Genomic DNA, 23,812 nt, shown 5'->3' with positions numbered 1-23,812 from the left:
CGGCGGAGCAACGAGATCAGGTAAATGACAATTTAGATTACCCCAAAAGGGGGCGGCATTGGGGGATTATTACCGCCCAGCGTCAAGAACTGTGTGTGCTAACCATTTGCAACACCGCATAAAATCCCCTCACCCGCGGGAGGGCTTTCGGGAGATTTCCCCTAGCGGGACGGTCTGTAGGCGCTGGGCGAAACGCCGGAGGCCCGGCGGAACATCGCGCTGAAGGCGCTGACGCTGTCATAGCCGAGATCGAGCGCCACTTCGGTCACAGCTTGACCACCGCCCAGACGCCCCATTGCCTCCAGGACACGGGCCTGCTGCCGCCAGGCGCCGAAGGTGAGGCCGGTCTCGGCGACGAACAGCCGCGCGAGGGTACGCGGGCTGGCGTTGGCCGAGTGTGCCCATTCCTCGAGCGTGCGCGGATCGCCGGGCTGCTCCAGCAGCGTAGTGCAGAGACGACGCAGGCGCCTGTCGCGCGGCATGGGCAGGTGCAGCGGCAACGACTGTTCGTGATGCAACTCGTCGAGGATCAACGCCACGACGTGACCGGCGGCGCCTCGCTCGTCGTAATGCATGGGAAGCTCGGTCGCGCGCACGATCAGCTCGCGCAGCAGCGGCGAGACCTGCAGCACGCGGCAGACCTCGGGCATGCCGGCCGCGGCATCGTGCCGGAGATAGAGCGTCCGCATGGTGACGTCGCCCGACATGGTGATGGAATGGCGGATACCGGCCGGCATCCACAGGGCGCGCTGGGGCGGGACCACCCAGACGGCGGCATCGGTCGAGACGCGCATCGTGCCGACGGTCGCGTAGATCAGTTGCGCGCGGGCGTGGCGATGCGGTGCGATCTCGTGGCCCGCGGCGAAGTCCTTGGGCATGGCCGCGACTGCCCGCGGCACCCGCTGATAATCCTCGGGGTCCGTCGAGCGGGCGCCTGTGGAGCGCAGGGCAGCTTGGCGTTTTCGCGACATAAGTTGGCACTCTAGCGCAAGACAGACAGGGCAGCCATGCTTACTCTTTTAAGCACCGGAGGAAGCGTAAAAATGAGTCACGGAAGCCCGACATCCATTCTGCTGAACATCGGCCATGCCATGGATCACTGGATCCTGGTGGTCTTCGCCTATAGCTGGGGCGTGATCGCGGGCGTCTGGGGCGTCGAGTGGACGGAGCTGACGCCCTTCAACTACGGCGCGCTGTTCATGTTCGGCGCAGGCTCCCTCGTCAGCGGCCGCCTCGGCGACCTGTGGGGCCGCTGGATCATGATGGTGATCTTCTTCGCCGGTATGGGCGTCTCGGCGCTGATCATCGCGCTCTGCACGAACAAGTGGCAGATCGGTGCGGCGCTGACCCTGATGGGTGCCTTCGCCTCGATCTACCATCCGGTCGGCATTCCGATGCTGGTCCAGAAGGCGAAGAATCCCGGCTTCACGATTGGCGTGAACGGACTGGCTGGCAACATGGGCATCGCTATTGCCGCCGGTGTCTCGGTCTACATCGCCCAGCGCTTCGGCTGGCAGATGGCGTTTGTGATCCCCGGCATCATCTGCCTGGTCTCCGCCGTGGCCTTCGTCCTCCTGGTGCCGCGCGAGGAAGAGGCGCCAGCCAAGCGCAAGGCCAAGATGCTCGACCTGCCGCCGTCGGTCATGGCGCGCGTGTTCAGCATCATGACCTTCACCGCGGTGACGGGCAGCATCATCTTCAACTTCACGACAAACGGGAACGGCGAACTGCTGCGCGAGCGCGTGAAGGGCGCCGTGCAGGATCCCGCCGAACTCGCGATGATGCTGTTCGTGATCTTCTCGCTCGCTTCGCTCGCCCAACTCGTGGTCGGCAAGCTGATCGACCGCTATCCGCTGAAGAACATCTACCTGCCGATCGTGCTCCTGCAGGTGCCGCTGTTCCTCATCGCCTCGCAGGTGACGGACTGGGCGCTGTTCGTGACGGCGATCATGTTCATGCTGCTGGTGTTCGGCGCCATCCCGTTCACCGACGCCATGATCGTGCGCTACATCGACGACCGCATGCGCAGCCGCGTCACTGGTGTGCGTCTGGCCATCGGCTTCGGCGTCAGCTCGATCGTCGTCGCCCTGATCGGGCCGGCCGTGAAGGACGCCGGCTTCCCGATCCTGCTGATGGTGCTGGCGGGCGTGGCCTTCTGCTCGTTCCTGGCGCTGTCGATGCTTCCCAGCGAGCGGGACGTGCACAAGGCTTCCTCGTCGTCGCTGAAGCCTGCGGAGTAAACGCCGCCTCGCGACACCGGACACTGGACCGGCGGGCCGAAGAGCAACAACATCGCGACTTCCTCCTCCGCGGATGCGGAGGAGGAACGTCTTGAAAGGTTGTTGCTATGGCCGCTAGTTCCGCCGTTCCCGTTCCTGCTTCCCATCTCGACATCGCGCGCGATGCCGAGCCTGCGACCCGAGCAGCAAATGCCGCGATGGCGGCGCGCCTGCCGTTTTCGGATACCGCGGATTTCGAGGCGGCTAAGCGCGGGCTGATTGCGCCGGTGCCCGGCGGCATGGTGCGCACGGCAGGCGGCACGGTGCTGTGGAACCTCGGCGAATACGCCTTCATCGACGGCGAGCTGGCGCCGGCCACGGTCAATCCCAGCCTATGGCGTATCGCCCGACTCAATCTCGCCAATGGCCTGTTCAAGGTCACGGACCGTCTCTACCAGCTTCGCGGCTTCGACATCGCCAACATGACGGTGATCGAAGGCGACAGCGGCCTGATCCTGATCGATCCGTTGACCACAGCCGAAGTGGCGAAGGCGGCGTTGGAGCATTACTGGGCGCATCGGCCGAAGAAGCCGGTAGTGGCCGTGATCTACACCCACAGCCATGTCGATCATTACGGCGGCGTACGCGGCGTGGTCGACGAAGCCGATGTGAAGGCAGGCAAGGTCGAGGTGATCGCGCCGACCGGCTTCATGGAGGCAGTGTCGGGCGAGAACGTGCTGGCCGGGCCGCCGATGATTCGCCGTGCGCAGTTCCAGTTCGGTTCGTTGCTGCCGCGCGGCGCGCGGGGGCAGGTCGATGCCGGCCTGGGCAAGGGGGTGGCGCGCGGTACGCCAGGACTCATCGCGCCGACCCGATCGATCGTGAAGCCGGTCGAAGAGCATACGATCGACGGCATCGAGATCGTGTTCCAGCTTGCGCCGGAAACCGAAGCGCCGGCCGAGATGCACATGTTCTATCCGCAGCTCGGCGTGCTCAACATGGCGGAGAACGCCTGTCCGCTGTTGCACAACTTCATCCCGTTGCGCGGCGCCGTCGTCCGCGATCCCCGCATCTGGGCGAAGTATGTCGGTGACGCGATCGCCCTGTACGGGCCACAGACCGAAGTTCTGATCGGCCAGCATCACTGGCCGACCTGGGGCCGTGAAAAGGTGATCGACTACCTCGAAGCGCAGCGCGACCTCTACAAGCACATCCACGACCAGACCTTGCGCTACATGAACAAGGGCTGGCGGCCGGCCGAGATCGCCGAGCAGATCGACCTTCCGCCGGGCCTGGCCGAGCGCTGGTCGGTGCGTGGTTACTACGGCACGGTGAGTCACAACGTGAAGGCGGTCTATCAGCGATACCTGAGCTGGTACGACGCCAATCCGTGCAACCTCCATCCACTGCCGCCAGCGCCGGCGGCACGGAAGTTCGTCGAGTACATGGGCGGCAGTTCCGCGGTGATCGCGCGCGCCCGCGCGGACTTCGCCAAGGGCGAATATCGCTGGGTGGCGCAGGTCATGAAGGAGGTCGTCTACGCCGAGCCGGGCAATCTCGAAGCACGCGCGCTGTGCGCCGATGCGCTGGAGCAGATGGGCTATCAGGCCGAGTCGGCGATCTGGCGCAACGCCTTCCTCTACGGCGCGCAGGAATTGCGCCACGGTGTCTTTCAGGTGCCGGCGCGATCCACCATGGGCGCCGACACCTTGGCGGGCCTTGCGACCGACGTTTTCTTCGACCTGATGGCGATCCGTCTCGATGCTGCCAAGGCGGCTGGGCAGGCGATGGTGATCAATTGGCACTTCACCGACCGCCAGGAACGACTGGCGCTCACGTTGAAGAACTGCACCTTGACCCACCGCATGGGTGAGGAGGCGCCTGACGCCAGCGCATCGGTCACGACAACACGCGCGACGATGGACGACATCATACTGCGTCGAACGACCGTTGCCGATGCGGTGGCCAGCGGTGTGATAAAGCTCGACGGCGATCTGTCCCGGCTGGCCGCGTTGTTTGCGATGATGGACCAACCCGCCGGTATGATGTTCGACGTCGTTACGCCGGGCGAAGGACGCTGACGACGCGGAGACCGCTTGACATTATCCGTGTCGGCCCGTGTGATGCGCACAACGAATGCACGCACAAGCGCGCTTGGGAGGAACGGGAATGTCCAGGATGATGGGTCGGCGCCTGCTCGGCGCGACGGTGGCCGCTGTGGCCGCTCTGGGTTTTGCGGCGTCGGCCGTAGCTCAGGAAAAGAAACTGAAGATCGGCGTCATCTATGACCTCACCGGCCCGCTGGCCGGTGGCGGCTCGGAGCTGCAATACACCGGCGCCAAGATCATGCTCGACAACTTCATCAAGCAGGGTGGGGTCGAGGGCTACAAGATCGAGGCGATCTACGCCGACGCTCAGAGCAAGCCGGACGTCGCGATCAACGAATCGGTCCGCCTGATCGAGCAGGAGAAGGTCGATATCCTGCTGGGCTTCTTCTCCTCGGCGCAGTGCGTGCCGGTGGCCGCCCGCGTCGAGCAGCTCAAGAAGTTCATGTGGATCACCACCTGCATCTCCTCGGCGGTGCTGGAGAACAAGAACTACAAGTACATCTTCCGTCCCCAGGCCAGCGGCAACCAGTTCGGCCTGATGACCATGGACTTCATCGCCAACAACGCGAAGGCCAAGTTCGGCAAGGAACCGAAGGACCTGCGCGTGGCGATCATCCACGAAGACGGCGCCTACGGTGTCGACGTTTCCAAGGGCAACGAGGCCGGTGCCAAGAAGGCCGGCTTCAATGTCGTGCTGAAGGAAGGCTATGCCGCGACCGCGCCCGACCTGTCGGCGATGGTCACCAAGCTGAAGCGCGCCCGGCCGGACGTGATCTTCCATACCGGCTACAACCCCGACATCACGCTGTTCGCCCGTCAGGCGCGCGAGCAGGGGCTGAAGTTCGGCGCTCTCGTCGGCCACGGCGCAGGCTACGGCGTCTACGAGAAGCTCAAGGAAGGCATGGGCAGCGACGTCAACTACATCTTCAACACCGATCCGATCTCGATCTGGCTCGCCAAGCCAGAAGGCCTCAATCCCAAGCTGCCGCCGGTCATCAAGATGGTCGGTGAGGAGTTCGACAAGGCCAAGCCGGGCGTCGCGATCCGCTCTGCCCATGTCGGCATGGCCGCCAGCAACGTCTATGTGCTGCTGACCGAGGTCGTGCCGCGCGCCATCAAGAAGTATGGCGGCGTCGATCCGGAAGCGCTTCGCAAGGCCGCCCTGGAGGTCGATCTGCCCGAAGGCGGCACCATGCTGGGCTTCGGCGTGAAGTTCCCGGCCGATGGCTCGATGGCCGGGCAGAACGAACGCTCGTTCCCGGTCGTCATCCAGTACGTCGACGACAAGTCGTACGTGGTGTGGCCGAAGAGCCAGGCGCAGCGCGAAGCCGTGCTGCCGCTGCCGAAGGGCACGACCTACAGCAACCAGTAGGGCGTGCCTATCGGACCTGCCGGTCGAGCGTAGGCGTCGCGTCAGCGAGGTAATCGACAGTGCTTGTGGTAAATGGGCTGGTGAAGCGCTTCGGCGGCTTCACCGCCGTCAACAACGTGTCGTTCAAGGTCGACAAGGGCGAGATTCTCGGCCTGATCGGCCCGAACGGTTCAGGCAAGAGCACCATTTTCAACATGCTCTCGGGGACCTTTCCGCCATCGGCCGGATCGATCTCCTTCGAGGGGCGTGAGCTCGCGGGCCTGGCGCCGCATCGCATCATCAATGCCGGCGTCGGCCGCACCTTCCAGATCCCGCGGCCATTCCGGCGGCTCTCGATCTTCGAGAACGTGGCGCTGGCGGGTTACTACGGCCAGGGAAGTCACAGCGCTGCCAAGGCCAACGAAGCGGCCGAGCAGGCGCTGGCCATGGTCGGGCTGCCGACCGATCGCACCGCCAGCGTCGACGGGCTGGGCGCGGCCGGCCTCAAGAAGCTGGAACTCGCCAAGGCACTGGCCACGGCGCCGAAGCTCCTGCTCGCCGACGAGAGTCTCGGCGGACTCGACGAGAGCGAGATGGATCAGGCGGCCGACATGCTGCGCAAGATCCGTGACGAGCTCGGCATCACCATCATCTGGGTCGAGCACATCATGGGCGTGCTGATGCGTGTGGTCGATCGCGTCATGGTTCTCGATCACGGCGAGAAGATCTCGGAGGGTCTGCCGAGCCAGGTCTCGAACGACCCGCGCGTCATCGAGGTTTATCTCGGCACCGACGCCCATTCGACCCAGGCGACGGCAGCCGCCGCCGAAGCGCGACGCTGACGGGGATCCGGTAAATGCTCGAACTCAAGTCGGTCGACGCAGGCTACGGCAGCTTCCATGCGCTGTTCGGCGTCAACCTCGAGGTCAAAGCCGGTGAAGCGGTCGGCGTGATCGGCCCCAACGGGGCCGGCAAGACGACCCTGATGCGGGTGATCTCCGGCCTGATCCGGCCGACCAAAGGCAGCATCACGATGCAGGGCACTAACGTGCTCACCACGCCGGCCCACAAGATCGTCGAGCTGGGCATCGCCCATGTGCCCGAGAATCGCCGGCTGTTTCCGCGGCTCACCGTCGAGGACAACCTCAAGATGGGTGCCTACATGCCGGCGGCGCGCGCGCGCTATGCTGAGCGGCTGGACTTCGTGTTCAACCTGTTCCCGCGCATGAAGGAACGGCGCCACCAGCTTGCCGGCACCATGTCGGGCGGCGAGCAGCAGATGTGCGCGATCGGCCGCGCCCTGATGAGCGATCCGAAGCTCTTGCTGCTCGATGAGCCGTCGGCCGGCCTGGCGCCGGTCGTGGTGCAGCAGGTCTTCGAGCTGGTGAAGCGCATCCGCGCCGGCGGCCTCACGGTGCTGATCGTCGAGCAGAACGTCCAGCAGGTGCTGCAGGTCGTGGACCGCGCCTACTTGCTGGAAGCCGGCTCGATCCGCACCTCGGGCTCGTCGGCCGAGCTCCTGGCCAGCGACACGATCCGGCAGGCCTATCTCGGTGTTTAGTTCAAGCGGACGGCGCGCCCGCGCTCCGATCTGGAGAAAATGATGGGTTCATTTCTCGAAATTTTCGACATCTATCTCCTCGAGGCGGTCCTCAACGGGATCCTGCTCGGCGGTGTGCTGGCGCTGCTGGCGCTAGGTCTCAACCTGATCTTCGGCGTGATCGACGTGACATGGATCTGTTACGCCGAGCTGGTGATGATCGGCATGTACGGCATGTACTACCTGGTGCAGTACTACGGCCTGTCCTATTACGCGGCGGCGCCGCTTGCGATCCTGCTGGTCGCGGCCCTGGGGGCGCTACTGCACTTTTTGGTTATCGCGCCGCTGCTTTCGTCCCCGCCGATCAACCAGCTTCTCGCCACCGGCGGCGTGCTGTTCGTGCTGCAGAGCTTCGCCACGGTCGCCTTCGGCATCGACTTCCGCAACCTCGGCATCCGCCTGCCGATTCTGACCTTGGGCGACATGCATCTGAGCTACTCGCGGCTGCTCGCCTTCGGCGCAGCGCTGATCGGCATGATCGTCGTCTATCTCTTCATGACGCGGACCTTCACCGGCACGGCCATCCGCGCCATCGCCCAGGATCGCCAGATCATGGCGCTGATGGGGGTCGACGCGAAGAAGATCTATGTCGTGACCTCGGCCCTGGGTGGTGCTCTGGCCGGGCTCGCGGCCTGCCTGCTGGTGCTGCAGTACGACGTGCATCCCTTCGTCGGCCTGTCGTTCGGGCCGATCACCTTCCTGATCTGCGTGCTGGGTGGGCTCGGCAACTTCGTCGGCGGCTTCGTTGCGGCCTTCCTGTTCGCCGAGATCATCTCGCTCGGCGGTCTCTTCTCCGACCTCGAGTGGGGTTACGTGCTGGCCTTCGCCTTCTTCATCGTAATGATGTTCGTCCGGCCTGCCGGTCTTCTGGCGAGGCGCTCGTGAGCCTGCGCCAGTACATGCCCTGGATTGCCGGCGCGGCTCTGGTCGCGCTGCCTTTCGTCTATCGCGATCCCTATCACCTGCACATCCTGATCCTCATCCTGATCTGGTCGTTTGCTTATACGTCGTGGGCGGTGATGGGGCGGTTCGGCCTGGTCTCGCTCGGCCATGGCGGGTTCATGGGCGTCGGCGCTTATGTGACCGTGCTGCTGTGGAATCACTTTGGCCTGACGCCCTGGCTCGGCATTCCGGCGGCGTTGCTTTGCTCCGGCGCCCTGGCGATGGTGGTGGCCTATCCCTGCTTTCGGTTTCGCATCACCGGACATTATTTCGCCCTGGTGACGCTCGCCCTGTCGGGCATCGTGCTGCAGGTCATCACCGCCACACGCGACCATACCGGCGGTTCGCTGGGCTACACGCCCGAGCGCACCAAGGGCAATCACATCCTGGCGTTACAATTCGACGACAAGGTCGTCTGGTATCTGATCGCGCTCGGCGTGTGGGTGGGTGGTCTGCTGATCTGGCGCTGGATCGATCGCAGCATGAGCCGCTACGCCATGGAGGCGATCTCCGAGGACGAGGATGCGGCGGCGGCGGCAGGCGTGAACGTGACGGCGGAGAAGCTGCGCATCACCGTGATCAGTGCGCTGATGACGGCATTGGCCGGCGCGCTCTACGGGCAGTACCAGATGTTCATCTCGCCGGACACGGTGAGTGGCATCGGCATCTCCCTGCAGATGGTTTTCGCGGCAGTCGTTGGCGGGATCTACGTGGCGTTCGGACCGACAGTCGGCGCAATCATTACCATTCTCCTTGCAGAGGCCCTGCGCATCGGTTTCGGCACCAAGGCCGTCGGCTGGGACAACCTCGTCTACGGCGTTCTGCTGGTCGTGTTCATCATCTTCCTTCCCAAAGGCATTCTTGGTAGCTTGCTGGCGAGTATCAAAACTCCCAGTAAGCGGCAGAATGGATGAATTCGATTTCGTAGTTGTCGGGGCAGGCTCTGCGGGCGGTCCGGTCGTCGACCGCCTGACCGAAAGCGGGCGATACAGCGTCCTTTTGCTCGAAGCGGGGCCGAACGACACCAGCCGCTGGATTTCGATGCCGCTGGGGTTTGCCAAGACCTTTCTCGATCCTGCAGTTAACTGGAAGTATGTGACGGCGCCCGAGCAACGGCTCGGTGGACGGCGCATCTATTGGCCGCGCGGCAAGGTGCTGGGCGGCAGCAGCGCGATCAATGGCATGGTCTATATCCGCGGCCTGGCGTCGGACTACGACGGCTGGCGGCAGATGGGCAACGACGGCTGGTCGTTCGACGATGTCCTGCCGTACTTCAAGCGGCTCGAGAGCTATCCGGGCGGTGAGAGCGACCTGCATGGCGGCAATGGCCCCGTGAAGATCACGCAGGGCGAGTATCGCAACGAACTGAGCGACAGTTTCCTCGCGGCTTGCGCCGAAGTCGGCCTTAAGGCGACGGACGATTTCAACGGCGTTGGCCAAGAGGGCGCGGGTTACTATCACGCCACCATCAGCGACGGCCGGCGCAATTCGACCGGCCGTGCCTATGTCGCCCAGGCGCGCAGACGCAACAACTGCCAGGTCATCACCGGGGCAATGGCCGAGCACATCGTCGTCGAGAACGGCCGGGCCACGGGCATCGCCTACCGCCGGAACGGCGAGAGCCGGACGGTGCGCGCGCGCCGCGAAGTGGTGCTGTGTTCCGGTGCGATCGGGTCACCGCAGCTTCTGCAGCTCTCAGGCATTGGACCGGCTGCACTCTTGTCTGAGCGCGGTATTCCGGTGGTGCGCGACATGCGTGGCGTCGGTGAGAACCTGCAGGATCATTGGGGCATCCGATCGACCTACAGGACCTGGTGGCGTCTCACCATCAACGACGACCTCAACTTGATCCATCGCCGGGTGAGTGCGGCGTTCGAATATCTGCTGATGAAGACGGGACCGCTGACGGCCAGCCCGGCCTTTGCCGGCGCCTTCACGCGCCTGCTGCCGCAATCCGCCGAAGCCGACACCCAGTTCCATTTCTTCCCCTGGTCGACCGACCGGATCGACCGCGGCCCGCACAAGTTTTCCGGCTTCACCATCCTCGCGAACCAGTCGCGCCCCGAGAGCCGGGGCCATATCCGCGTCGTCTCGCGCAACCCCGAGGATCATCCGGAGATCGTCGCCAACTACCTCTCGACGCCCGGCGACCGGAACGCCGCAGTCGCGGCGATCAAGTTCACGCGTGTGCTGAGCCGCACGCCGGCCCTGTCGCGCATCATCACCGAGGAGTTGCTGCCCGGTTCGGAAGCGTGGACCGACGACGACTTCCTCGATTACGCGAAGCGGGAAGGGCAGTCGGCCTATCACCCTGTCGGGACCTGCCGGATGGGACGCGATCCGGACGCCGTCGTCGATCCACAACTGCGCGTGCACGGGATCGGTGGTCTGCGCATCGCCGATGGTTCGATCATGCCCACGCTCGTGTCAGGCAACACCAATGCCGCCTGCATGATGATCGGCGAGAAGGCGGCCGACCTAATCCTGGCCGACGCGCGATAGCGCGGAAATGCCGAGCGGTGCCGCCCGTCCGCGGACAGCTAATGTCGGCAGGGGAGTGGCCTGGAGTCCATCCGGCAGCTTGACGATCGCCAGCAGGTCTTGCGAGACGAGCGTGTCGTGACCGAGGGTCTTCGAAGCCTCGAGCAGGCGGGCCGCGACGTTCAGTGTGTCGCCGACATAGGCGATCTCACGCCGCATGTCGCCGATCTCGCCGGCGACGATCTCGCCACAATGAAGCGCGGCGCGGAAAGTCGGCACAATGCCGTAGCGCCGGCGATAGTGCTCGGCATTGCGGGCGATCAGGTCGCTAGCAACGAAGGGGCAGGCGAGGCAATCGCCGCCAGCCAGCGCCTTGTTCATCGGCCAGGTCAGGATCGCTTCGTCTCCGATATATTTGTGAATCTCGGCATCGCATTCGAAAGCAGCATCGGCGATGTCGCGGAAGAAGCTGTTGAGCAGCTCGTGAAAGCGGACGGGCCCCAGCTTTTCGGCAAGCCCGGTCGAGTCTTTCATGTCGACCAGCAGGAAGGCTTTCTGTTCACGCTTCGGCTGCACGTAGCGGCCGGTCAGGAAGCTCTTCAAGGTCGAGAAACCCAACAGGCCACCCATCTCGACTGCCAGGTTGCCGAGGAATGCCATGGCGACGCCGAAGGCGATCGAGCCGCGAAGGGTCGCGTCGAACGCGAAGGGATCTTCGTCGGGAGCGTGGGTCAGCACGCGCATCGTCAGCAATCCGCCGACGATGACGACTGCATAGAAGGCGGCCTTGATGGCGAAGAACGCGGCCAGCGGCAGGCGTCGCAGGCGGCGCAGCAGGCCGATGCGTCGACGTCTGATCTCCACGAAGAAGATCGGCGTGGCGATCAGCACCGAAGCCAGGACACCGTGCGAGGCCCCGCGCAGCGGCGGATCGTCCGCCGATCCGACGGCGTAGCCGAAGTAAGCACTGACCACGGCACTGGCCAGGCTGACCCAGAAGAAGAACCGCCATTCGCGGCGGACGCGCCGCGCCATGCTCATGCTTTGCTACGACTCAGGGCCCGCTTGAAGGTCTCATGATCGACATTGCCGCCGGAGCAGACGACGGCGATAGCACGCCCTTTCACCGGCAGCTTGCCGGTGAGCGCCGCCGCCAGCGCCACGGCGCCACCCGGCTCGACCACTAGTTTGAATTCGCGGAAGGCCAGTTCCATGGCATCGAGCACCTCCTCGTCGCTGACGACGAGGCCCGGCCCCAGCACCTTCTGAGCGAGCGGGAAGGTGACATCGCCCGGCGTCGGCGCCAGCAGGGCGTCGCAGATCGAGCCCGACAGTTTCTCGTTCTTCTGCTTGGTGCCGGTGGCCAGCGAGCGTGCAAGGTCGTCGAAGCCTGCCGGTTCGCCGGCATGCACCGACGTCGTCGGGCTGATGCCCTTGACCCCGAGCGCGACGCCGGTCGCGAGGCCGCCACCCGAGCAGGGCGCGGCCACGGCATCGAGCGTGACGCCCAGCGCCTTCGCCTGTTCGGCAATCTCGATGCCTGCCGTGCCCTGGCCGGTCAGGATCCAGGGATGATCGTAGGGCGGCACGATGGTGGCGCCGGTTTTGGCGGCGATGCCGTGGCCGATCTCCTCACGACTGTCTTTCACGCGATCATAGAGGATCACCTCGGCGCCGCTTGCCTTCGTATTGGCGACCTTGAGGGCCGGTGCATCGGATGGCATCACGATCGTTGCCTTCACGCCCAACAGGCGTGCCGCTTCGGCGAGCCCCTGCGCATGATTTCCGGACGACCAGCCGACGACACCCTTGGCGCGGTCAGTCTCGCTCATGGCGGCCAGGAAGTTGTAGGCGCCGCGCAGCTTGAACGAACCGGTCCGCTGCAGGCACTCCGCTTTGATGAACAGCCGGCCGCCCAGTGCACGGTTGACCCGCTCATTCTCGAGCAGCGGCGTGCGGATCGTCACGCCGTCGAGACGGCGGGCGGCGGCTTGAACATCGGCAAAGGTCGGCAACGAACTCATCGCGGAACACCTATCAGGTCGGGAAGCTCGGAAAGATCGCGGATTTCGCGCGCGAGCGCACCGGGCAGATTGTCGTTGGGAGCGCCTGTCCGGTTCACCCAGACGGCATGAAAGCCGAATTGCGCCGCGCCATGCGCATCCCAGCAATTCGAAGAGAGAAAGCAGACCTTCGCCGGGGGCACGCCGCAGCGCGCCTCGACCAGCTTGTAGACACGCGGATCGGGCTTGAAGACGCCGGCCTCGTCGACGCTCAGCACGGCCTCGAACGTATCGGCTTGGCCGGATGCTGCCACCATCGGGTCGAGCATCTCGGGATTGCCGTTCGACAGGATCGCCATCCGCATGCCGCCGCGCTTCAGGCAGGCGAGCATGCCGGGCGCTTCGGGGAAGGGGTCGAGCGCCAGGTAGGCGCCCATCAGTTTCTCGCGCACGGCGGTGTTGGCGATGCGGTGCGCGGCCAGGCAATGGTCGAGCGCTTCGCCGGTGACCTGCCAGAACTTGGCGTAGGTGCCCATGCTGTTGCGCAGCCAGGTGTACTGGATCTGCTTGGTCCGCCAGGTGTCCGACAGCGCCTCGGCGGAAGGCCCGACCGCGATGCGGTGGCGCGCAACGGCTGAGTTGAAGTCGAACAAGGTGCCGTAGGCGTCGAAGACGCACATCTCGATGCCGGCAAGGTCGGCGCCCATCATTGCTCCCTCGAGGCGAATGGACGTAGGCTAACTGGTATGTTCGTTGCCATCGTTCAAATCCCCATGAGCAAGCGCCCGCGCGACGCCGCCGTCGATGCCGCGCGCAAATCGGCCCCTACCTATACGGCGCTTGGCGCCAAAGGGCTCCTGAAGAAATACTACCTCAACGGCGATGCCGGGGGCGGTGGCGTCTATCTCTGGGAATCCGAGGCCGCGGCCCGGGCGTGGTACACGCCGGAATGGGAGAAGCGCATCGCGACCGCCTTCGGGGCGACGCCGACTGTGACCTACTACGACAATCATGTCGTCGTGGATAACGAAGCCGGCAAGGTCCGCATCGAGGGTGAGTCCTGATGGAAAGACGTCGTCTCGGCCGCACGGGCCTCAATGTTTCGGTTCTGGGCTATGGCGCCGGCGCCGTCGGCGGTCTCTTCACCAAGGGCGCTGCGGCTGACCAGGAGCGCGCTCTTTCGCGCGCCCTCGAAGCCGGCATCAACTATTTCGACACTGCGCCGGTCTACGGGAATGGTGAATCAGAACGTAACCTCGGTCGCGCCCTGAAGGCACTGAAGGCCGATGTCGTCGTCGGCACCAAGGTGCGCCTGACTGCCGATCATCGCGCCGATGTCGCCGGCGCCATCGTGCGCGGCATGGAAGAGAGCCTGAAGCGCATGGGGCGGGACCATGTCGATCTCTTCCAACTGCACAACCCGCTGACTGCCCAGGATGCCGGCGATAAACTCGCCATCGATATCGTCCTGGAGCAGGTGGCGCCGGCGATGGAGAAGCTCAAGGCGTCCGGCAAGACGCGCTTCATCGGCTTCAGCGGCGTCGGCGAACCGGCGGCATTGCTGCGGGCCGTCGAGTCGAAGCTTTTCGATACGGTCCAGGTCGTCTACAACGCATTGAACCCCAGTGCCGGCGGTCCGATGCCGGCCGGCGCGCCGGGGCTGGACTATGGCTGCCTGCTCGACAAGGCGAAGGCTGCCGACATGGGCACCATCATCATCCGTGCTCTGGCTGGCGGTGCGTTGAGCGGCACGACCGACCGCCATCCGCTCGCCATGCAGGACGTAGCGCCCATCGGCTCAGCGCCCGACTTTGCCGCCGACGTTGCCCGCGCCAAAAAGTTGGAGCCGCTGGTGCGCGACGGCGTGGCTGGCAGCCTGACGGAGCTTGGCGAGCGCTTCGTCATCTCCCATCCCGCCGTATCGACGATGCTGATCGGCTACTCGAATCTCGACCATCTCGAAGCCGCGATCGCCGCCGTCGAGAAGGGGCCGTTGCCGAGCACAGTGCTGAAGCGAGTCAACGAAGACACTTGAAGATGGCACTCGGATGGGTATATACTTGTATATACTATGGAGGCTGCCATGACGATCGCCCGGAGCCGTACTTTTAGGAGCGGCAATAGCGAGGCTATTCGGCTGCCGAAGGACATCGCTTTCGGCAAAGATGTCGAGCTCGTAATCGTGCGCTCGGGGGACGTCCTGACGATCTATCCGACCACTTCTTCTATTCCGACGATGATCGAGCGGCTGCGGTCGCTGCCAGTGCCACCGCGTGTCGAGCAGCGAGATGATGAGGAACTGCCGGAGAGACAGGGTCTCTAGGGCATGGCGCTCTTACTCGACACCGATGTCGCGATTCACCTTCGCGACGGCGACCCCGCTGTCATGAACAAAGTGGCTACACTTGAAGAAGCGGTGCTGATGTCGATCGTTACGCGCGTCGAGCTCGAGGGTGGTGTCTACCGGGATCCCACCCAAACCGGCATACGACGCGCACGACTTGATGCGATTCTGGCTGCCGTGCCCACATTGGCATTCGATGACGCTGCCGCCGAGGCCTATGGCGCGATCGTTGCCCGTGCGGGTTACTCGCGCCGTAAACTGTTGGATCGCATGATAGCTGCTCAAGCGATTGTTCATCGTGCGTCGCTTGTGACGATGAACTCGGGCGACTATGCCGACATTCCAGAGCTTTCTCTGTTGTCGTGGTGAACGCCCTTCACGGACAGAGGGTTACGATCGTCCCAGCGCCGGCGGCACGGTGCGGACCTGGCCGTTCAGCCGGTCGCGGTAGACCACGACGCCTTCCATGATGCGCTGGACGTAGTCGCGCGTTTCGCGGAAGGGGATCGTCTCGATCCAGTCGACCATGTCGATCTTGCTGGTTCGCGGATCGCCTATGGACTCCAACCAGCGAGCGACGCGGTTGGGACCGGCATTGTAGGCGGCGAGCGCAATCTCGTAGGAGCCGCCAAAGCGCTGCAGCATCTCGGTGAGATACTGGCTGCCGAGCTGGACGTTGTAGGCGGGATCGCGCGTCAGCTTGTCCTGAATGAAGGGCACGCTGAGCCGGCCGGCCACATCGCGCGCGGTTCCGGGCAGGAGCTGCATCAAGCCGAGCGCGCCGGAGGACGAGACGGCGGCGGCGTTGAACGAACTCTCCTGCCGCGTCAGAGCCAAAGCGAGAGCGCGCTCGATCGAGCCGGTGGCGCCGAGATCGACGACGGGGAAGGCCGCATCGAAGAGGGTTACACCGTTCTGCGGCGCGCGGCGGGCGATGGTCAGGCCGACATCCGGACGCTTCAGTTCGAGAGCGAGCTGGGCCAGCAGCGCGGTTTCACCCGGTGCTTTCACCAGTCGGGCAAGCTGGAGCAGGAAGGGACGCGTGCGCTCGAAATCGCCGGCCTGGCCGAGATAGCGCGCCATCGTCGCCAGGTCGCGGCCGTCGAGCGACTGGCGTTCGGTGGCCGTAGCGACCGGATCGCTGGGCAGCTTCGCGCTGCCTGCCGTGGCTTTGCGCGCGGCGAGCTGGCCGTAGAAGGTCTGGCCGTAACCGGCGGCACGGGCGTACCAGTCGCCGGCTTCCTTGGTGCGACCCGCGGCTTCGTGCGCGCGGGCGAGCCAGTAGGCGCCGCGGCTCTTGGAGATATCGGTCGAAACGCCGTCGTGCAGCTTCTGGAAATGCTTCACCGCATCGGCCGGCTTCTTGAGCTGGCGCAGCGCCGTCCAGCCGGCAAGGAACTCCGCATCGGCGAAGGCCACGCCCTTGGTGAGGCCATGGCTCGCCGCGACAGCGTAGGCGTCGGCGGGGCGGTTGGCGGCCAGCAGATCGCGCGCGAGCTGATTGCGCTCGCTCCACCAGGCGTCGGACTGGTTGGTGGCCGGACCGGCGAATGCCGTCTTGGCCTCGCCGAGATTGCCGGTGCGGCGCAGCCATTGTGCGCGTTCCAGACGTAACGCGGGCTCGTTGAGTTTCGCCGCCGGCACCGCGCGCAACAGGTTTGCCGCGTCGGCGGCGCGTGTCGCCATGGCCAGCCGTGCAATGGCGATCGGCTGATAGTCCGGCGGTAACTTGGGCAGAAGCTCGCGCGCCACCTCGGTACGACCGCTGCGCAGGATGCGGTCGAAGCGCGCGACATGATCCGGCCCGGTCAGGAGCTGGGCGTAGCGATTGAGGAAATCGTTCTCGTCGGAATTGCGCAGGGTCGCGTTCTGCCAGGTGTCACGCGCAAACTTGGCCACGTCGTTCGGGCTCGCGGCCTGCGCAGCCTCCAGACGACGCATGTGGCCGCTGCTGGTGAGTGGCGGGAAGGCGGTGAAGTAGCGGACGACTTCCGGCGCGGGCGTTTCCGCGGCGATCCGCTCCTCGGCCTGGCGGCGCAATACTTCGGGTTCCGGCCAGTCGCCATTCTCCCGCAGGAAGCGCCAGGTGGAGGCGAAGTCGGCATCGGTCTTGGGCGCCGCGCGCAAGATGCTCCAGGCGATGTAGCGGTCGAGCAGAGGCTGCTTGAAGTTGGCGACCGCAGCTCGTGCATCGGCCCAGCGGCTTTCGTCGAGAGCCTTGAGGGCGGCGGTGAAGGCCGCAGCCTCGGCCGGGCTCAGCGGCTTGGCCGGTGTCGTGGCCTGAGCGATGTCGCTGCTGCCGACCGGCGGCGGTGCGGGTTGGCTGGTGGCCGGCGCAGGGACCATGGAGGTTGCTGGCGGCGGTGCCGACGGCGTCGTGTTGCCGTGGTCTGACGGCACGCGCCGCAGGCCGGTATTGGGCGCGCCGGAGACCGGCTGGTCGCTGCCTTGGTCGCGCAAATTCTGGGCGCTGGCTTGCGGAGCCAGAGTCGGCGCTGCGGCCAGGACGGCCAGCAGGAGGAGGGGAGATTTTTTCTTCTTCACCCAGGAATCGTAGGCAGGGAGTTGGGGCATCACAATGGCAAGTTGCCAACCTTGCAGGGGCGTACCCCGGAGCCTAGAGTGAATTATCAAGGCAAAATCGGAGGAAGCCATGTTCACCGGGTCGCTCGTCGCGCTGATTACGCCGTTCAAGAACGGGTCGGTCGACGAGAAGGGATTCGAGAAGTTCGTGGCCTGGCAGATCGCCGAGGGCACCGACGGGCTCGTCCCGTGCGGCACGACCGGCGAATCGCCCACGCTCTCCATGGAAGAGCACAAGCGGGTCATCGATATCTGCATCCAGACCGCCAAGGGCACCGGCGTTCCGGTGATCGCCGGCACCGGCTCGAACTCGACCGAGGAGGCGATCGAGCTCACCCGGCACGCCAAGCAGGCGGGCGCCGACGCCGCCATGCTGGTCGTGCCCTATTACAACAAGCCGACCCAGGAAGGCCTGTTCCAGCATTTCAAGGCAGTGGCCGAGGCCGTCGACATTCCGATCCTGCTCTACAACGTGCCGCCGCGAACCGGCGGCGACATGCAGGTCGAGACCGTCGTGCGCCTCTCGCAGGTCCAGAACATCATCGGCATCAAGGACGCCAGCTACGACATGGCGCGGCCGACGCTCACCAAGCTCAAGGCCAAGAAAGGCTTCATCCAGCTCTCCGGCGAGGATGCGAGCGCCGTCGGCTTCCTGGCGCAGGGTGGTGATGGTTGCATCTCGGTGACGGCCAACATCGCGCCGCGTCTGTGCGGCGACATGCACGACGCCTGGAAGAAGCGCGACCTCGACAAGGTGTTCGAGCTCCAGGACCGGCTGATGCCGCTGCACAAGGCGCTGTTCGTCGAGACCAGCCCCGGCCCGGTGAAGTATGGCGCCGAGCTGCTGGGCCAGTCGGGTGCCAAGATGCGCCTGCCTCTCGTCGAATGCACCGAGGCAACCAAGAAGCAGGTGCGTGAGGCAATGGTCCACGCCGGCCTGATCAACTAGCCAATCTAAGAGTCCCGATAACACGAGCGTCCTGTGGCCAAGAAACCGGAACTGGACCGCACCGTTGTGGCCCAGAACCGCAAGGCGCGGCATAACTACTTCATCGAGGAAACCTTCGAAGCGGGGCTGGCTCTGACCGGCACCGAAGTGAAGTCGCTGCGCGGCGGGCGCAGCACGATCGCCGAGTCCTACGTGACGGAGGAAGGCGGCGAGGCCTGGCTGGTCAACGCCAACATCCCGGTCTACGCCTCCGGCAACCGCTTTAACCATGAGCCGCGGCGGCCTCGGAAGCTGCTGCTGCACCGGAAGCAGATCAACAAGCTGATCGGCGCCATCCAGCGCGAGGGCCGCACCGTCGTGCCGCTGCAGGTCTATTTCAATCCGCGGGGTCGCGCCAAGATCGAGATCGCTCTCGTCACCGGCAAACAGGCGCACGACAAGCGCCAGTCCATCAAGGATCGCGACTGGCAGCGCCAGCGTGCCCGGTTGATGTCGACTCGTCGCTGAACCTCCGGAGGGGAGCCCCCGCATGAGTACCGTTCTGATCACCGGCGCCGCGCGTGGCCTTGGCCTCGACTTCGTGAAGCAGTACGCGGCCAAGGGCTGGAAGATTCATGCCTGCGCCCGCAAGCCCGAAGCCCTGAAGGGGATCACGGGCGATATCCACGCCCACAAGCTCGAAGTCACCGACTACGCGGCGGTCAAGGCTCTCGCCCAGAAACTGTCGGGCGAGGTGATCGACGTGCTGATCTGCAACGCCGGCATCTCTGCCGGGAGGGCCTCGGCCCTGGGAGAGATCGATCCGGCGACGTGGCGTGAAGTCTTCGAGGTGAATGCCCTGGCGCCACTGATGATGGCCGGAGCCTTCGTCGACCACGTCGCGCGCTCGACTGAGCGCAAGCTGGTGGCGATCTCGAGCCGCATGGGCAGCATCGCGAATAATGGTGGTGGCAGCTACGCGTACCGCGCCAGCAAGACGGCGTTGAACATGGAATGGAGCTGTGTGGCCCGGGACGTGGCGGCAAAAGGCGTGACCTGCGTCGTGCTGCATCCCGGCTGGGTGCAGACCGACATGGGCGGCGCGCAGGCCACGCTCACCATTGCCGAGAGCGTGCCGTCGATGGTGAAGGTGATCGACGGGCTGAAGCCCGCCGACAACGGCCGGTTCATCAACTACGATGGCAGCCCGATTGACTGGTAACGCAAGCGAAGGCCGATGCTGCTCAGCGAAGAACAGACCCTGATCCGCGATACCGCCCGCGCCTTTGCGCAGGAGCAGGTGCTGCCCAATGTTCGTACCTGGGAGGCCGCGGGCGAGATCCCGCGCACGCTTCTCGCCGAGATGGGGCGCATGGGCTTCATGGGCATGTGTGTACCCGAGGAATGGGGCGGTGCCGGTTCCGACATGGTCTCGTATGTGCTGGCGCTCGAGGAGATCGCGGCGGCAGACGGCGGCCTCTCGACGGTGATGAGCGTCAACAACTCTCCCGACTGCGCGGCGCTGCTGGCCTACGGTTCGTCCGAGCAGAAGGAGCGCTGGCTGAAGCCGCTGGCGCGCGGCGAGATGCTGGGTGCCTTCTGCCTCACCGAGCCACACGCCGGTTCGGATGCTTCCAATCTCAAGACACGCGCCGAGCGCCGCGGCAACGGCTGGGCGCTGAACGGCGTGAAGCAGTTCATCACCTCGGGCCGCACCGCCGACGTGGCGCTGGTCTTCGCCGTGACCGATCCGGCAGCTCCCAAGCGTGGCATCTCCTGCTTCATCGTACCGACCAAGACGGCCGGCTATCGCGTCGCCTCGGTGGAGAAGAAGCTCGGCCAGAAATCATCCGATACCTGCCAGATAGCCTTCGAGGATTGCACGGTCGGCGCTGACGCCCTGCTCGGTGCGGAAGGCGAGGGCTACCGCATTGCGCTTGCCAACCTGGAGGCTGGTCGCATTGGCATCGCGGCCCAAGCTGTCGGCATGGCGCGTGCGGCGTTCGAGGCCGCACGCAGCTACGCCAACGAGCGCGTGGCCTTCGGCACGGCGATCGCCAATCACCAGGCGATACAGTTTCGGCTGGCCGATATGGCCACCAAGATCACCGTTGCCCGGCAGATGGTTCTGCATGCGGCAACGTTGCGTGCCGCTGGGCGCCCATGCCTCACCGAAGCCGCAATGGCGAAGCTATATGCTTCGGAAATGGCCGAGGAGGTGTGCTCGGCCGCTATTCAGATCCACGGCGGTTACGGGTACGTTTCGGACTACCTGGTGGAGAAGATCTGGCGCGATGTTCGCGTCTGCCAGATCTACGAAGGCACCAGCGACGTGCAGCGCATCCTGATCGGTCGCGGATTGGGCTCTTTGTAGGGGGCCCGTCTTTCCCTTGTTCCCGGCCCCGGCGCGTGCAAAGCTCACCCGGTGTGTGAATAAGGCCGCAAAAGCGGTCGGGGGAGCTGGGGGAGCCGGGCGACGGATGGTCGGTCGTGCGCCGTAATACTGCGAAAATCATTGGCCTCGCCGCAGCGCTGGTTGCGGCGGCGGGTCTCGCTGTCGCCCAGGACAAGGCCCAGCCACCTGGCAAGAACGGCGACTCCAGCCGCATTATCCATATGCAGACGGCCTTCAACCCGGCGCTTCCAGGCTCCGGTGAGGGCGTCCGCGTCTTCACCCGCACTGTCAAACACATGTCGGGCGGGGCGCTGGCCATCAAGATCGTCGAGCCTGGGCGACTGACGCCGACGTCCGAGATGGTCGATGCCTTGCAGAACGGCGACCTCGAGGCCGGCTTCACCTGGACGGGCTATGCCGCCGCCAAGGCGCCGGTGTTCGGGGTGTTCGCCACGGTGCCGTTCGGCCCCGGCCCGGAGGACATGATCTCCTGGATGCTGGAGGGTGACGGCAGCCGCATCCACCGTCAGGCCTATGAGAAGCTGGGCATCGCGGGCATCCCATGCGGGATCCAGGGACCCAAGGGCGGTGGTTGGTTCCGCAGCGACGTCAACACGGTGGCCGACTTCAAGGGCCAGCGCCTGCGCTACGGCAAGATGGCCGCCGAAGTGATCGCGCGTATGGGCGCCGTGCCGGTACCGCTGCCGCCGGGCGAATTCTTCTACAAGCTGCAGCAGGGCAACGTGGATGGCGGCGAGATGTCGACGCCTGCCATGGATGCCGCCCTGGGTTTCGACAAGCTCGGCTTGCCTTACTACATGCCGGGCTGGCAGCAGCCCTCGGCCCTGCTCGACTTCCTGATGCGCAAGGACAAATGGATGGCGCTGCCGCCAGCATTGCGGGTGCAGATAGAGACAGCTTGCCAGGCCAATATCGCCTGGATGCTGGGCCGCTCGCCCAATGTGCAGGCCATCGCGATGGAAAAGCTCAAGGCGTCGGGTGTCGTGATCCGCGAATGGTCGGCAGATGTGCTCGCCGCGTTTCGCAAGAACACCGAAATCGTGCTGAAGGAGCAGGCCGAACGCGACCCTGATTTCGGCGCGGCCCTCGCCAATCAGCGGGCTTTCGTTCAGCAGTCCGCGAGCTGGCGGATCATGTCCCGCCTGCCGCACCTGCAGCAGCCCTAAACAACCGTAAGCGCTCGCTTGCACGGGGCCGCCGGTCCGGGCAGTTTTGCTCGGACATGACTGTACTTTCCTCCCAGATCGACACCCGCTCCGACACCTTCAAGCGCAATGCCGAGGCGATGCGCGCGCAGCTCTCGGATTTGCGCCAGCGCACCGACCAGATCCGCCTCGGTGGTGGCGAGGAATCGCGCAAACGCCATGTGGCACGCGGGAAGCTGCTGCCACGCGAGCGGGTGCGGGCGCTACTTGATCCAGGTTCGCCGTTCCTTGAGCTGTCGCCGCTGGCGGCGCTCGACATGTACAAAAACGAGTCGCCCGGCGCGAGCGTGATCACCGGTATCGGCCGGGTGAGCGGCGTCGAATGCGTGATCGTCTGCAACGACGCCACCGTGAAGGGCGGCACCTACTACCCGATGACGGTGAAGAAGCATCTCCGTGCCCAGGAAGTGGCGATGGAGAACCGGCTTCCCTGCATCTACATGGTCGATTCCGGCGGCGCCAACCTGCCGCAATGGCCCGAGGTCTTTCCGGACAAGACCCACTTCGGCCGCATCTTCTACAACCAGGCCAACATGTCGGCGCAGGGCATCCCGCAGATCGCCGTCGTGATGGGCTCCTGCACCGCGGGCGGCGCCTATGTGCCGGCGATGAGCGACGAGACCATCATCGTGCGCAAGCAGGGCACGATCTTCCTGGCCGGTCCGCCGCTGGTGAAGGCGGCCATCGGCGAGGTGGTGAGCGCCGAGGATCTCGGCGGCGCCGACGTCCACGCCCGCACCTCAGGTGTTGCCGACCACTATGCCCAGAACGACAGTCACGCGCTCGGCATGGCGCGGCGCATCGTGGCCAACCTCAACTGGAAGAAGTCACCCTCGGCGTCGCTGCTGCCGCCACGCGATCCGCTCTACGCCGCCGAGGAACTCTACGGCGTGGTGCCGCCCGACAGCCGCACGCCCTACGACATGCGCGAGGTCATTGCGCGCCTGGTCGACGGCAGTGAACTCGACGAGTTCAAGCATCTCTACGGCACGACCTTGGTGACCGGCTTTGCCCGCATCTGGGGCTATCCGATCGGCATCGTCGCCAACAACGGCATCTTGTTCAACGAATCGGCGCTGAAAGCTGCGCACTTCATCGAACTCTGCGGCCAGCGCGGCATTCCACTGCTCTTCCTGCAGAACATCACGGGCTTCATGGTCGGCCGTAAGTACGAAGCGGGCGGCATCGCCCGCGACGGCGCCAAGATGGTGACGGCGGTTTCGACGGTGAACGTGCCGAAGTTCACGGTGATCGTCGGTGGTAGCTACGGCGCCGGCAACTACGGCATGTGCGGCCGCGCCTATAGCCCGCGCTTCCTCTGGATGTGGCCCTCGGCACGCATCTCGGTCATGGGCGGCGAGCAGGCGGCCAGCGTGCTGGCCACGGTGCGCCGCGACAATATCGAGGCCAAGGGCGGCGCCTGGTCGAAGGAAGAGGAAGAGAAGTTCAAGCAGCCGATCCGCGATCAGTACGAGCGCGAGGGCCATCCGTACTACGCCACGGCGCGGCTGTGGGACGACGGCATCCTCGATCCGGCCGACACGCGCATGGCGCTGGCGCTGGGCCTGTCGGCGGCAATGAACCAGCCGATCGGCCCGACCAAGTTCGGCGTCTTCCGGATGTGATGCAGAC

At 65.1% G+C, this 23,812-nt stretch carries 23 protein-coding genes; 18 read left to right on the top strand and 5 right to left on the bottom strand.

What is annotated here, in order from left to right; all coding sequences use genetic code 11:
• Positions 1 to 161 precede the first annotated feature (161 nt).
• Positions 162 to 971 carry a helix-turn-helix transcriptional regulator gene (locus tag EPO50_RS23405; protein WP_296348017.1) on the bottom strand — a complete coding sequence of 270 codons (810 nt, stop codon included), beginning with the start codon at positions 969 to 971 and terminating at the stop codon, positions 162 to 164.
• A gap of 72 nt (positions 972 to 1,043) precedes the next feature.
• Here EPO50_RS23405 and EPO50_RS23400 point away from each other — a divergent pair, with 72 nt between their 5' ends.
• From EPO50_RS23400 to EPO50_RS23365, 8 genes are all read left to right on the top strand, one after another.
• Positions 1,044 to 2,240 (top strand): MFS transporter, encoded by a 1,197-nt coding sequence (locus EPO50_RS23400; RefSeq protein ID WP_296348015.1) that lies wholly within the window; start codon positions 1,044 to 1,046, stop codon positions 2,238 to 2,240.
• Between the two features lie 107 nt (positions 2,241 to 2,347).
• The gene (locus EPO50_RS23395; protein WP_296348013.1) at positions 2,348 to 4,300 is read left to right on the top strand and encodes an alkyl sulfatase dimerization domain-containing protein; all 1,953 of its coding nucleotides are present in this window, start codon (positions 2,348 to 2,350) and stop codon (positions 4,298 to 4,300) included.
• Positions 4,301 to 4,388: 88 nt separating this feature from the next.
• Positions 4,389 to 5,699, top strand: a complete 1,311-nt coding sequence (locus tag EPO50_RS23390) for an ABC transporter substrate-binding protein (RefSeq protein WP_296348011.1) — start codon at positions 4,389 to 4,391, stop codon at positions 5,697 to 5,699.
• A gap of 59 nt (positions 5,700 to 5,758) precedes the next feature.
• The gene (locus EPO50_RS23385; RefSeq protein WP_296348009.1) at positions 5,759 to 6,520 is read left to right on the top strand and encodes an ABC transporter ATP-binding protein; all 762 of its coding nucleotides are present in this window, start codon (positions 5,759 to 5,761) and stop codon (positions 6,518 to 6,520) included.
• 14 nt (positions 6,521 to 6,534) lie between these two features.
• The gene (locus EPO50_RS23380) at positions 6,535 to 7,239 is read left to right on the top strand and encodes an ABC transporter ATP-binding protein (protein WP_296348007.1); all 705 of its coding nucleotides are present in this window, start codon (positions 6,535 to 6,537) and stop codon (positions 7,237 to 7,239) included.
• Positions 7,240 to 7,281: 42 nt separating this feature from the next.
• Positions 7,282 to 8,163 (top strand): branched-chain amino acid ABC transporter permease, encoded by an 882-nt coding sequence (locus tag EPO50_RS23375; RefSeq protein WP_020696823.1) that lies wholly within the window; start codon positions 7,282 to 7,284, stop codon positions 8,161 to 8,163.
• A 14-nt stretch (positions 8,164 to 8,177) separates the two neighbouring features.
• Entirely contained in the window at positions 8,178 to 9,134 is a 957-nt protein-coding gene (locus EPO50_RS23370) for a branched-chain amino acid ABC transporter permease (protein WP_296348416.1), read from the top strand.
• Positions 9,127 to 10,722 carry a GMC family oxidoreductase gene (locus EPO50_RS23365; protein ID WP_296348004.1) on the top strand — a complete coding sequence of 532 codons (1,596 nt, stop codon included), beginning with the start codon at positions 9,127 to 9,129 and terminating at the stop codon, positions 10,720 to 10,722. Before EPO50_RS23370 ends, EPO50_RS23365 begins: the two co-directional genes overlap by 8 nt.
• Here EPO50_RS23365 and EPO50_RS23360 read toward each other — a convergent pair.
• Genes EPO50_RS23360 through EPO50_RS23350 form a run of 3 tightly spaced genes read right to left on the bottom strand, consistent with a single transcriptional unit; the run spans position 10,699 to position 13,414 of the window.
• Positions 10,699 to 11,736: an adenylate/guanylate cyclase domain-containing protein gene (locus EPO50_RS23360; protein WP_296348002.1), complete on the bottom strand. Its 1,038-nt coding sequence runs from the start codon at positions 11,734 to 11,736 to the stop codon at positions 10,699 to 10,701. The two genes, EPO50_RS23365 and EPO50_RS23360, sit on opposite strands and share 24 nt — an antisense overlap.
• Positions 11,737 to 11,738: 2 nt before the next feature.
• Positions 11,739 to 12,725, bottom strand: coding sequence for a threonine/serine dehydratase (locus tag EPO50_RS23355; RefSeq protein ID WP_296348000.1), 987 nt, complete (start codon positions 12,723 to 12,725; stop codon positions 11,739 to 11,741).
• A complete protein-coding gene (locus tag EPO50_RS23350; protein ID WP_296347998.1) occupies positions 12,722 to 13,414 on the bottom strand; it encodes a haloacid dehalogenase type II in 693 nt (230 codons plus the stop codon). Before EPO50_RS23350 ends, EPO50_RS23355 begins: the two co-directional genes overlap by 4 nt.
• Positions 13,415 to 13,477: 63 nt before the next feature.
• Here EPO50_RS23350 and EPO50_RS23345 point away from each other — a divergent pair, with 63 nt between their 5' ends.
• The 4 genes from EPO50_RS23345 to EPO50_RS23330 are packed head-to-tail and all read left to right on the top strand — an operon-like array spanning position 13,478 to position 15,417.
• Complete coding sequence (locus EPO50_RS23345; protein ID WP_296347996.1) at positions 13,478 to 13,768, top strand: monooxygenase; 291 nt, start codon at positions 13,478 to 13,480, stop codon at positions 13,766 to 13,768.
• Positions 13,768 to 14,739: an aldo/keto reductase gene (locus EPO50_RS23340; RefSeq protein ID WP_296347994.1), complete on the top strand. Its 972-nt coding sequence runs from the start codon at positions 13,768 to 13,770 to the stop codon at positions 14,737 to 14,739. The genes EPO50_RS23345 and EPO50_RS23340 overlap by 1 nt, the downstream gene beginning before the upstream one ends.
• Before the next feature lie 48 nt (positions 14,740 to 14,787).
• A complete protein-coding gene (locus EPO50_RS23335) occupies positions 14,788 to 15,027 on the top strand; it encodes an AbrB/MazE/SpoVT family DNA-binding domain-containing protein (protein WP_296347993.1) in 240 nt (79 codons plus the stop codon).
• Between the two features lie 3 nt (positions 15,028 to 15,030).
• Positions 15,031 to 15,417 (top strand): PIN domain-containing protein, encoded by a 387-nt coding sequence (locus EPO50_RS23330; protein WP_296347992.1) that lies wholly within the window; start codon positions 15,031 to 15,033, stop codon positions 15,415 to 15,417.
• A 21-nt stretch (positions 15,418 to 15,438) separates the two neighbouring features.
• On the opposite strand, the gene EPO50_RS23325 is transcribed toward EPO50_RS23330, so the two are convergent.
• Positions 15,439 to 17,622: a transglycosylase SLT domain-containing protein gene (locus tag EPO50_RS23325; protein WP_296347990.1), complete on the bottom strand. Its 2,184-nt coding sequence runs from the start codon at positions 17,620 to 17,622 to the stop codon at positions 15,439 to 15,441.
• A 79-nt stretch (positions 17,623 to 17,701) separates the two neighbouring features.
• Between EPO50_RS23325 and dapA the strand changes: the two genes are divergently transcribed.
• The 6 genes from dapA (at position 17,702) to EPO50_RS23295 (ending at position 23,805) form a co-directional block, all read left to right on the top strand.
• On the top strand, positions 17,702 to 18,580 hold the full coding sequence (gene dapA, locus EPO50_RS23320) for a 4-hydroxy-tetrahydrodipicolinate synthase (RefSeq protein WP_296347988.1): 879 nt from the start codon (positions 17,702 to 17,704) through the stop codon (positions 18,578 to 18,580).
• Positions 18,581 to 18,613: 33 nt separating this feature from the next.
• On the top strand, positions 18,614 to 19,087 hold the full coding sequence (gene smpB / locus EPO50_RS23315) for an SsrA-binding protein SmpB (protein WP_020696813.1): 474 nt from the start codon (positions 18,614 to 18,616) through the stop codon (positions 19,085 to 19,087).
• 22 nt (positions 19,088 to 19,109) lie between these two features.
• Positions 19,110 to 19,781 carry an SDR family oxidoreductase gene (locus EPO50_RS23310; RefSeq protein ID WP_296347983.1) on the top strand — a complete coding sequence of 224 codons (672 nt, stop codon included), beginning with the start codon at positions 19,110 to 19,112 and terminating at the stop codon, positions 19,779 to 19,781.
• Between the two features lie 15 nt (positions 19,782 to 19,796).
• Entirely contained in the window at positions 19,797 to 20,933 is a 1,137-nt protein-coding gene (locus EPO50_RS23305; RefSeq protein ID WP_296347980.1) for an acyl-CoA dehydrogenase family protein, read from the top strand.
• 116 nt (positions 20,934 to 21,049) lie between these two features.
• On the top strand, positions 21,050 to 22,141 hold the full coding sequence (locus EPO50_RS23300; protein WP_296347978.1) for a TRAP transporter substrate-binding protein: 1,092 nt from the start codon (positions 21,050 to 21,052) through the stop codon (positions 22,139 to 22,141).
• A gap of 119 nt (positions 22,142 to 22,260) precedes the next feature.
• On the top strand, positions 22,261 to 23,805 hold the full coding sequence (locus tag EPO50_RS23295) for a carboxyl transferase domain-containing protein (protein ID WP_296348414.1): 1,545 nt from the start codon (positions 22,261 to 22,263) through the stop codon (positions 23,803 to 23,805).
• Positions 23,806 to 23,812 lie beyond the last annotated feature (7 nt).

The sequence above is a fragment of the Reyranella sp. genome, assembly GCF_004297405.1.
Taxonomy (GTDB): domain Bacteria; phylum Pseudomonadota; class Alphaproteobacteria; order Reyranellales; family Reyranellaceae; genus Reyranella.
The sequence above is the reverse complement of the archived record's forward strand: the minus strand, read 5'-3'. Positions and strand labels throughout refer to the sequence as shown.

What these genes read in the sequence shown, in the direction of transcription:
- EPO50_RS23405 (WP_296348017.1), bottom strand. Translation starts at nt 971, where the DNA reads ATGTCGCGAAAACGCCAAGCTGCCCTGCGCTCCACAGGCGCCCGCTCG.
- EPO50_RS23400 (WP_296348015.1), top strand. Translation starts at nt 1,044, where the DNA reads ATGAGTCACGGAAGCCCGACATCCATTCTGCTGAACATCGGCCATGCC.
- EPO50_RS23395 (WP_296348013.1), top strand. Translation starts at nt 2,348, where the DNA reads ATGGCCGCTAGTTCCGCCGTTCCCGTTCCTGCTTCCCATCTCGACATC.
- EPO50_RS23390 (WP_296348011.1), top strand. Translation starts at nt 4,389, where the DNA reads ATGTCCAGGATGATGGGTCGGCGCCTGCTCGGCGCGACGGTGGCCGCT.
- EPO50_RS23380 (WP_296348007.1), top strand. Translation starts at nt 6,535, where the DNA reads ATGCTCGAACTCAAGTCGGTCGACGCAGGCTACGGCAGCTTCCATGCG.
- EPO50_RS23375 (WP_020696823.1), top strand. Translation starts at nt 7,282, where the DNA reads ATGGGTTCATTTCTCGAAATTTTCGACATCTATCTCCTCGAGGCGGTC.
- EPO50_RS23370 (WP_296348416.1), top strand. Translation starts at nt 8,178, where the DNA reads ATGCCCTGGATTGCCGGCGCGGCTCTGGTCGCGCTGCCTTTCGTCTAT.
- EPO50_RS23365 (WP_296348004.1), top strand. Translation starts at nt 9,127, where the DNA reads ATGGATGAATTCGATTTCGTAGTTGTCGGGGCAGGCTCTGCGGGCGGT.
- EPO50_RS23360 (WP_296348002.1), bottom strand. Translation starts at nt 11,736, where the DNA reads ATGGCGCGGCGCGTCCGCCGCGAATGGCGGTTCTTCTTCTGGGTCAGC.
- EPO50_RS23355 (WP_296348000.1), bottom strand. Translation starts at nt 12,725, where the DNA reads ATGAGTTCGTTGCCGACCTTTGCCGATGTTCAAGCCGCCGCCCGCCGT.
- EPO50_RS23350 (WP_296347998.1), bottom strand. Translation starts at nt 13,414, where the DNA reads ATGATGGGCGCCGACCTTGCCGGCATCGAGATGTGCGTCTTCGACGCC.
- EPO50_RS23345 (WP_296347996.1), top strand. Translation starts at nt 13,478, where the DNA reads ATGAGCAAGCGCCCGCGCGACGCCGCCGTCGATGCCGCGCGCAAATCG.
- EPO50_RS23340 (WP_296347994.1), top strand. Translation starts at nt 13,768, where the DNA reads ATGGAAAGACGTCGTCTCGGCCGCACGGGCCTCAATGTTTCGGTTCTG.
- EPO50_RS23335 (WP_296347993.1), top strand. Translation starts at nt 14,788, where the DNA reads ATGACGATCGCCCGGAGCCGTACTTTTAGGAGCGGCAATAGCGAGGCT.
- EPO50_RS23330 (WP_296347992.1), top strand. Translation starts at nt 15,031, where the DNA reads ATGGCGCTCTTACTCGACACCGATGTCGCGATTCACCTTCGCGACGGC.
- EPO50_RS23325 (WP_296347990.1), bottom strand. Translation starts at nt 17,622, where the DNA reads ATGCCCCAACTCCCTGCCTACGATTCCTGGGTGAAGAAGAAAAAATCT.
- dapA (WP_296347988.1), top strand. Translation starts at nt 17,702, where the DNA reads ATGTTCACCGGGTCGCTCGTCGCGCTGATTACGCCGTTCAAGAACGGG.
- EPO50_RS23310 (WP_296347983.1), top strand. Translation starts at nt 19,110, where the DNA reads ATGAGTACCGTTCTGATCACCGGCGCCGCGCGTGGCCTTGGCCTCGAC.
- EPO50_RS23305 (WP_296347980.1), top strand. Translation starts at nt 19,797, where the DNA reads ATGCTGCTCAGCGAAGAACAGACCCTGATCCGCGATACCGCCCGCGCC.
- EPO50_RS23295 (WP_296348414.1), top strand. Translation starts at nt 22,261, where the DNA reads ATGCGCGCGCAGCTCTCGGATTTGCGCCAGCGCACCGACCAGATCCGC.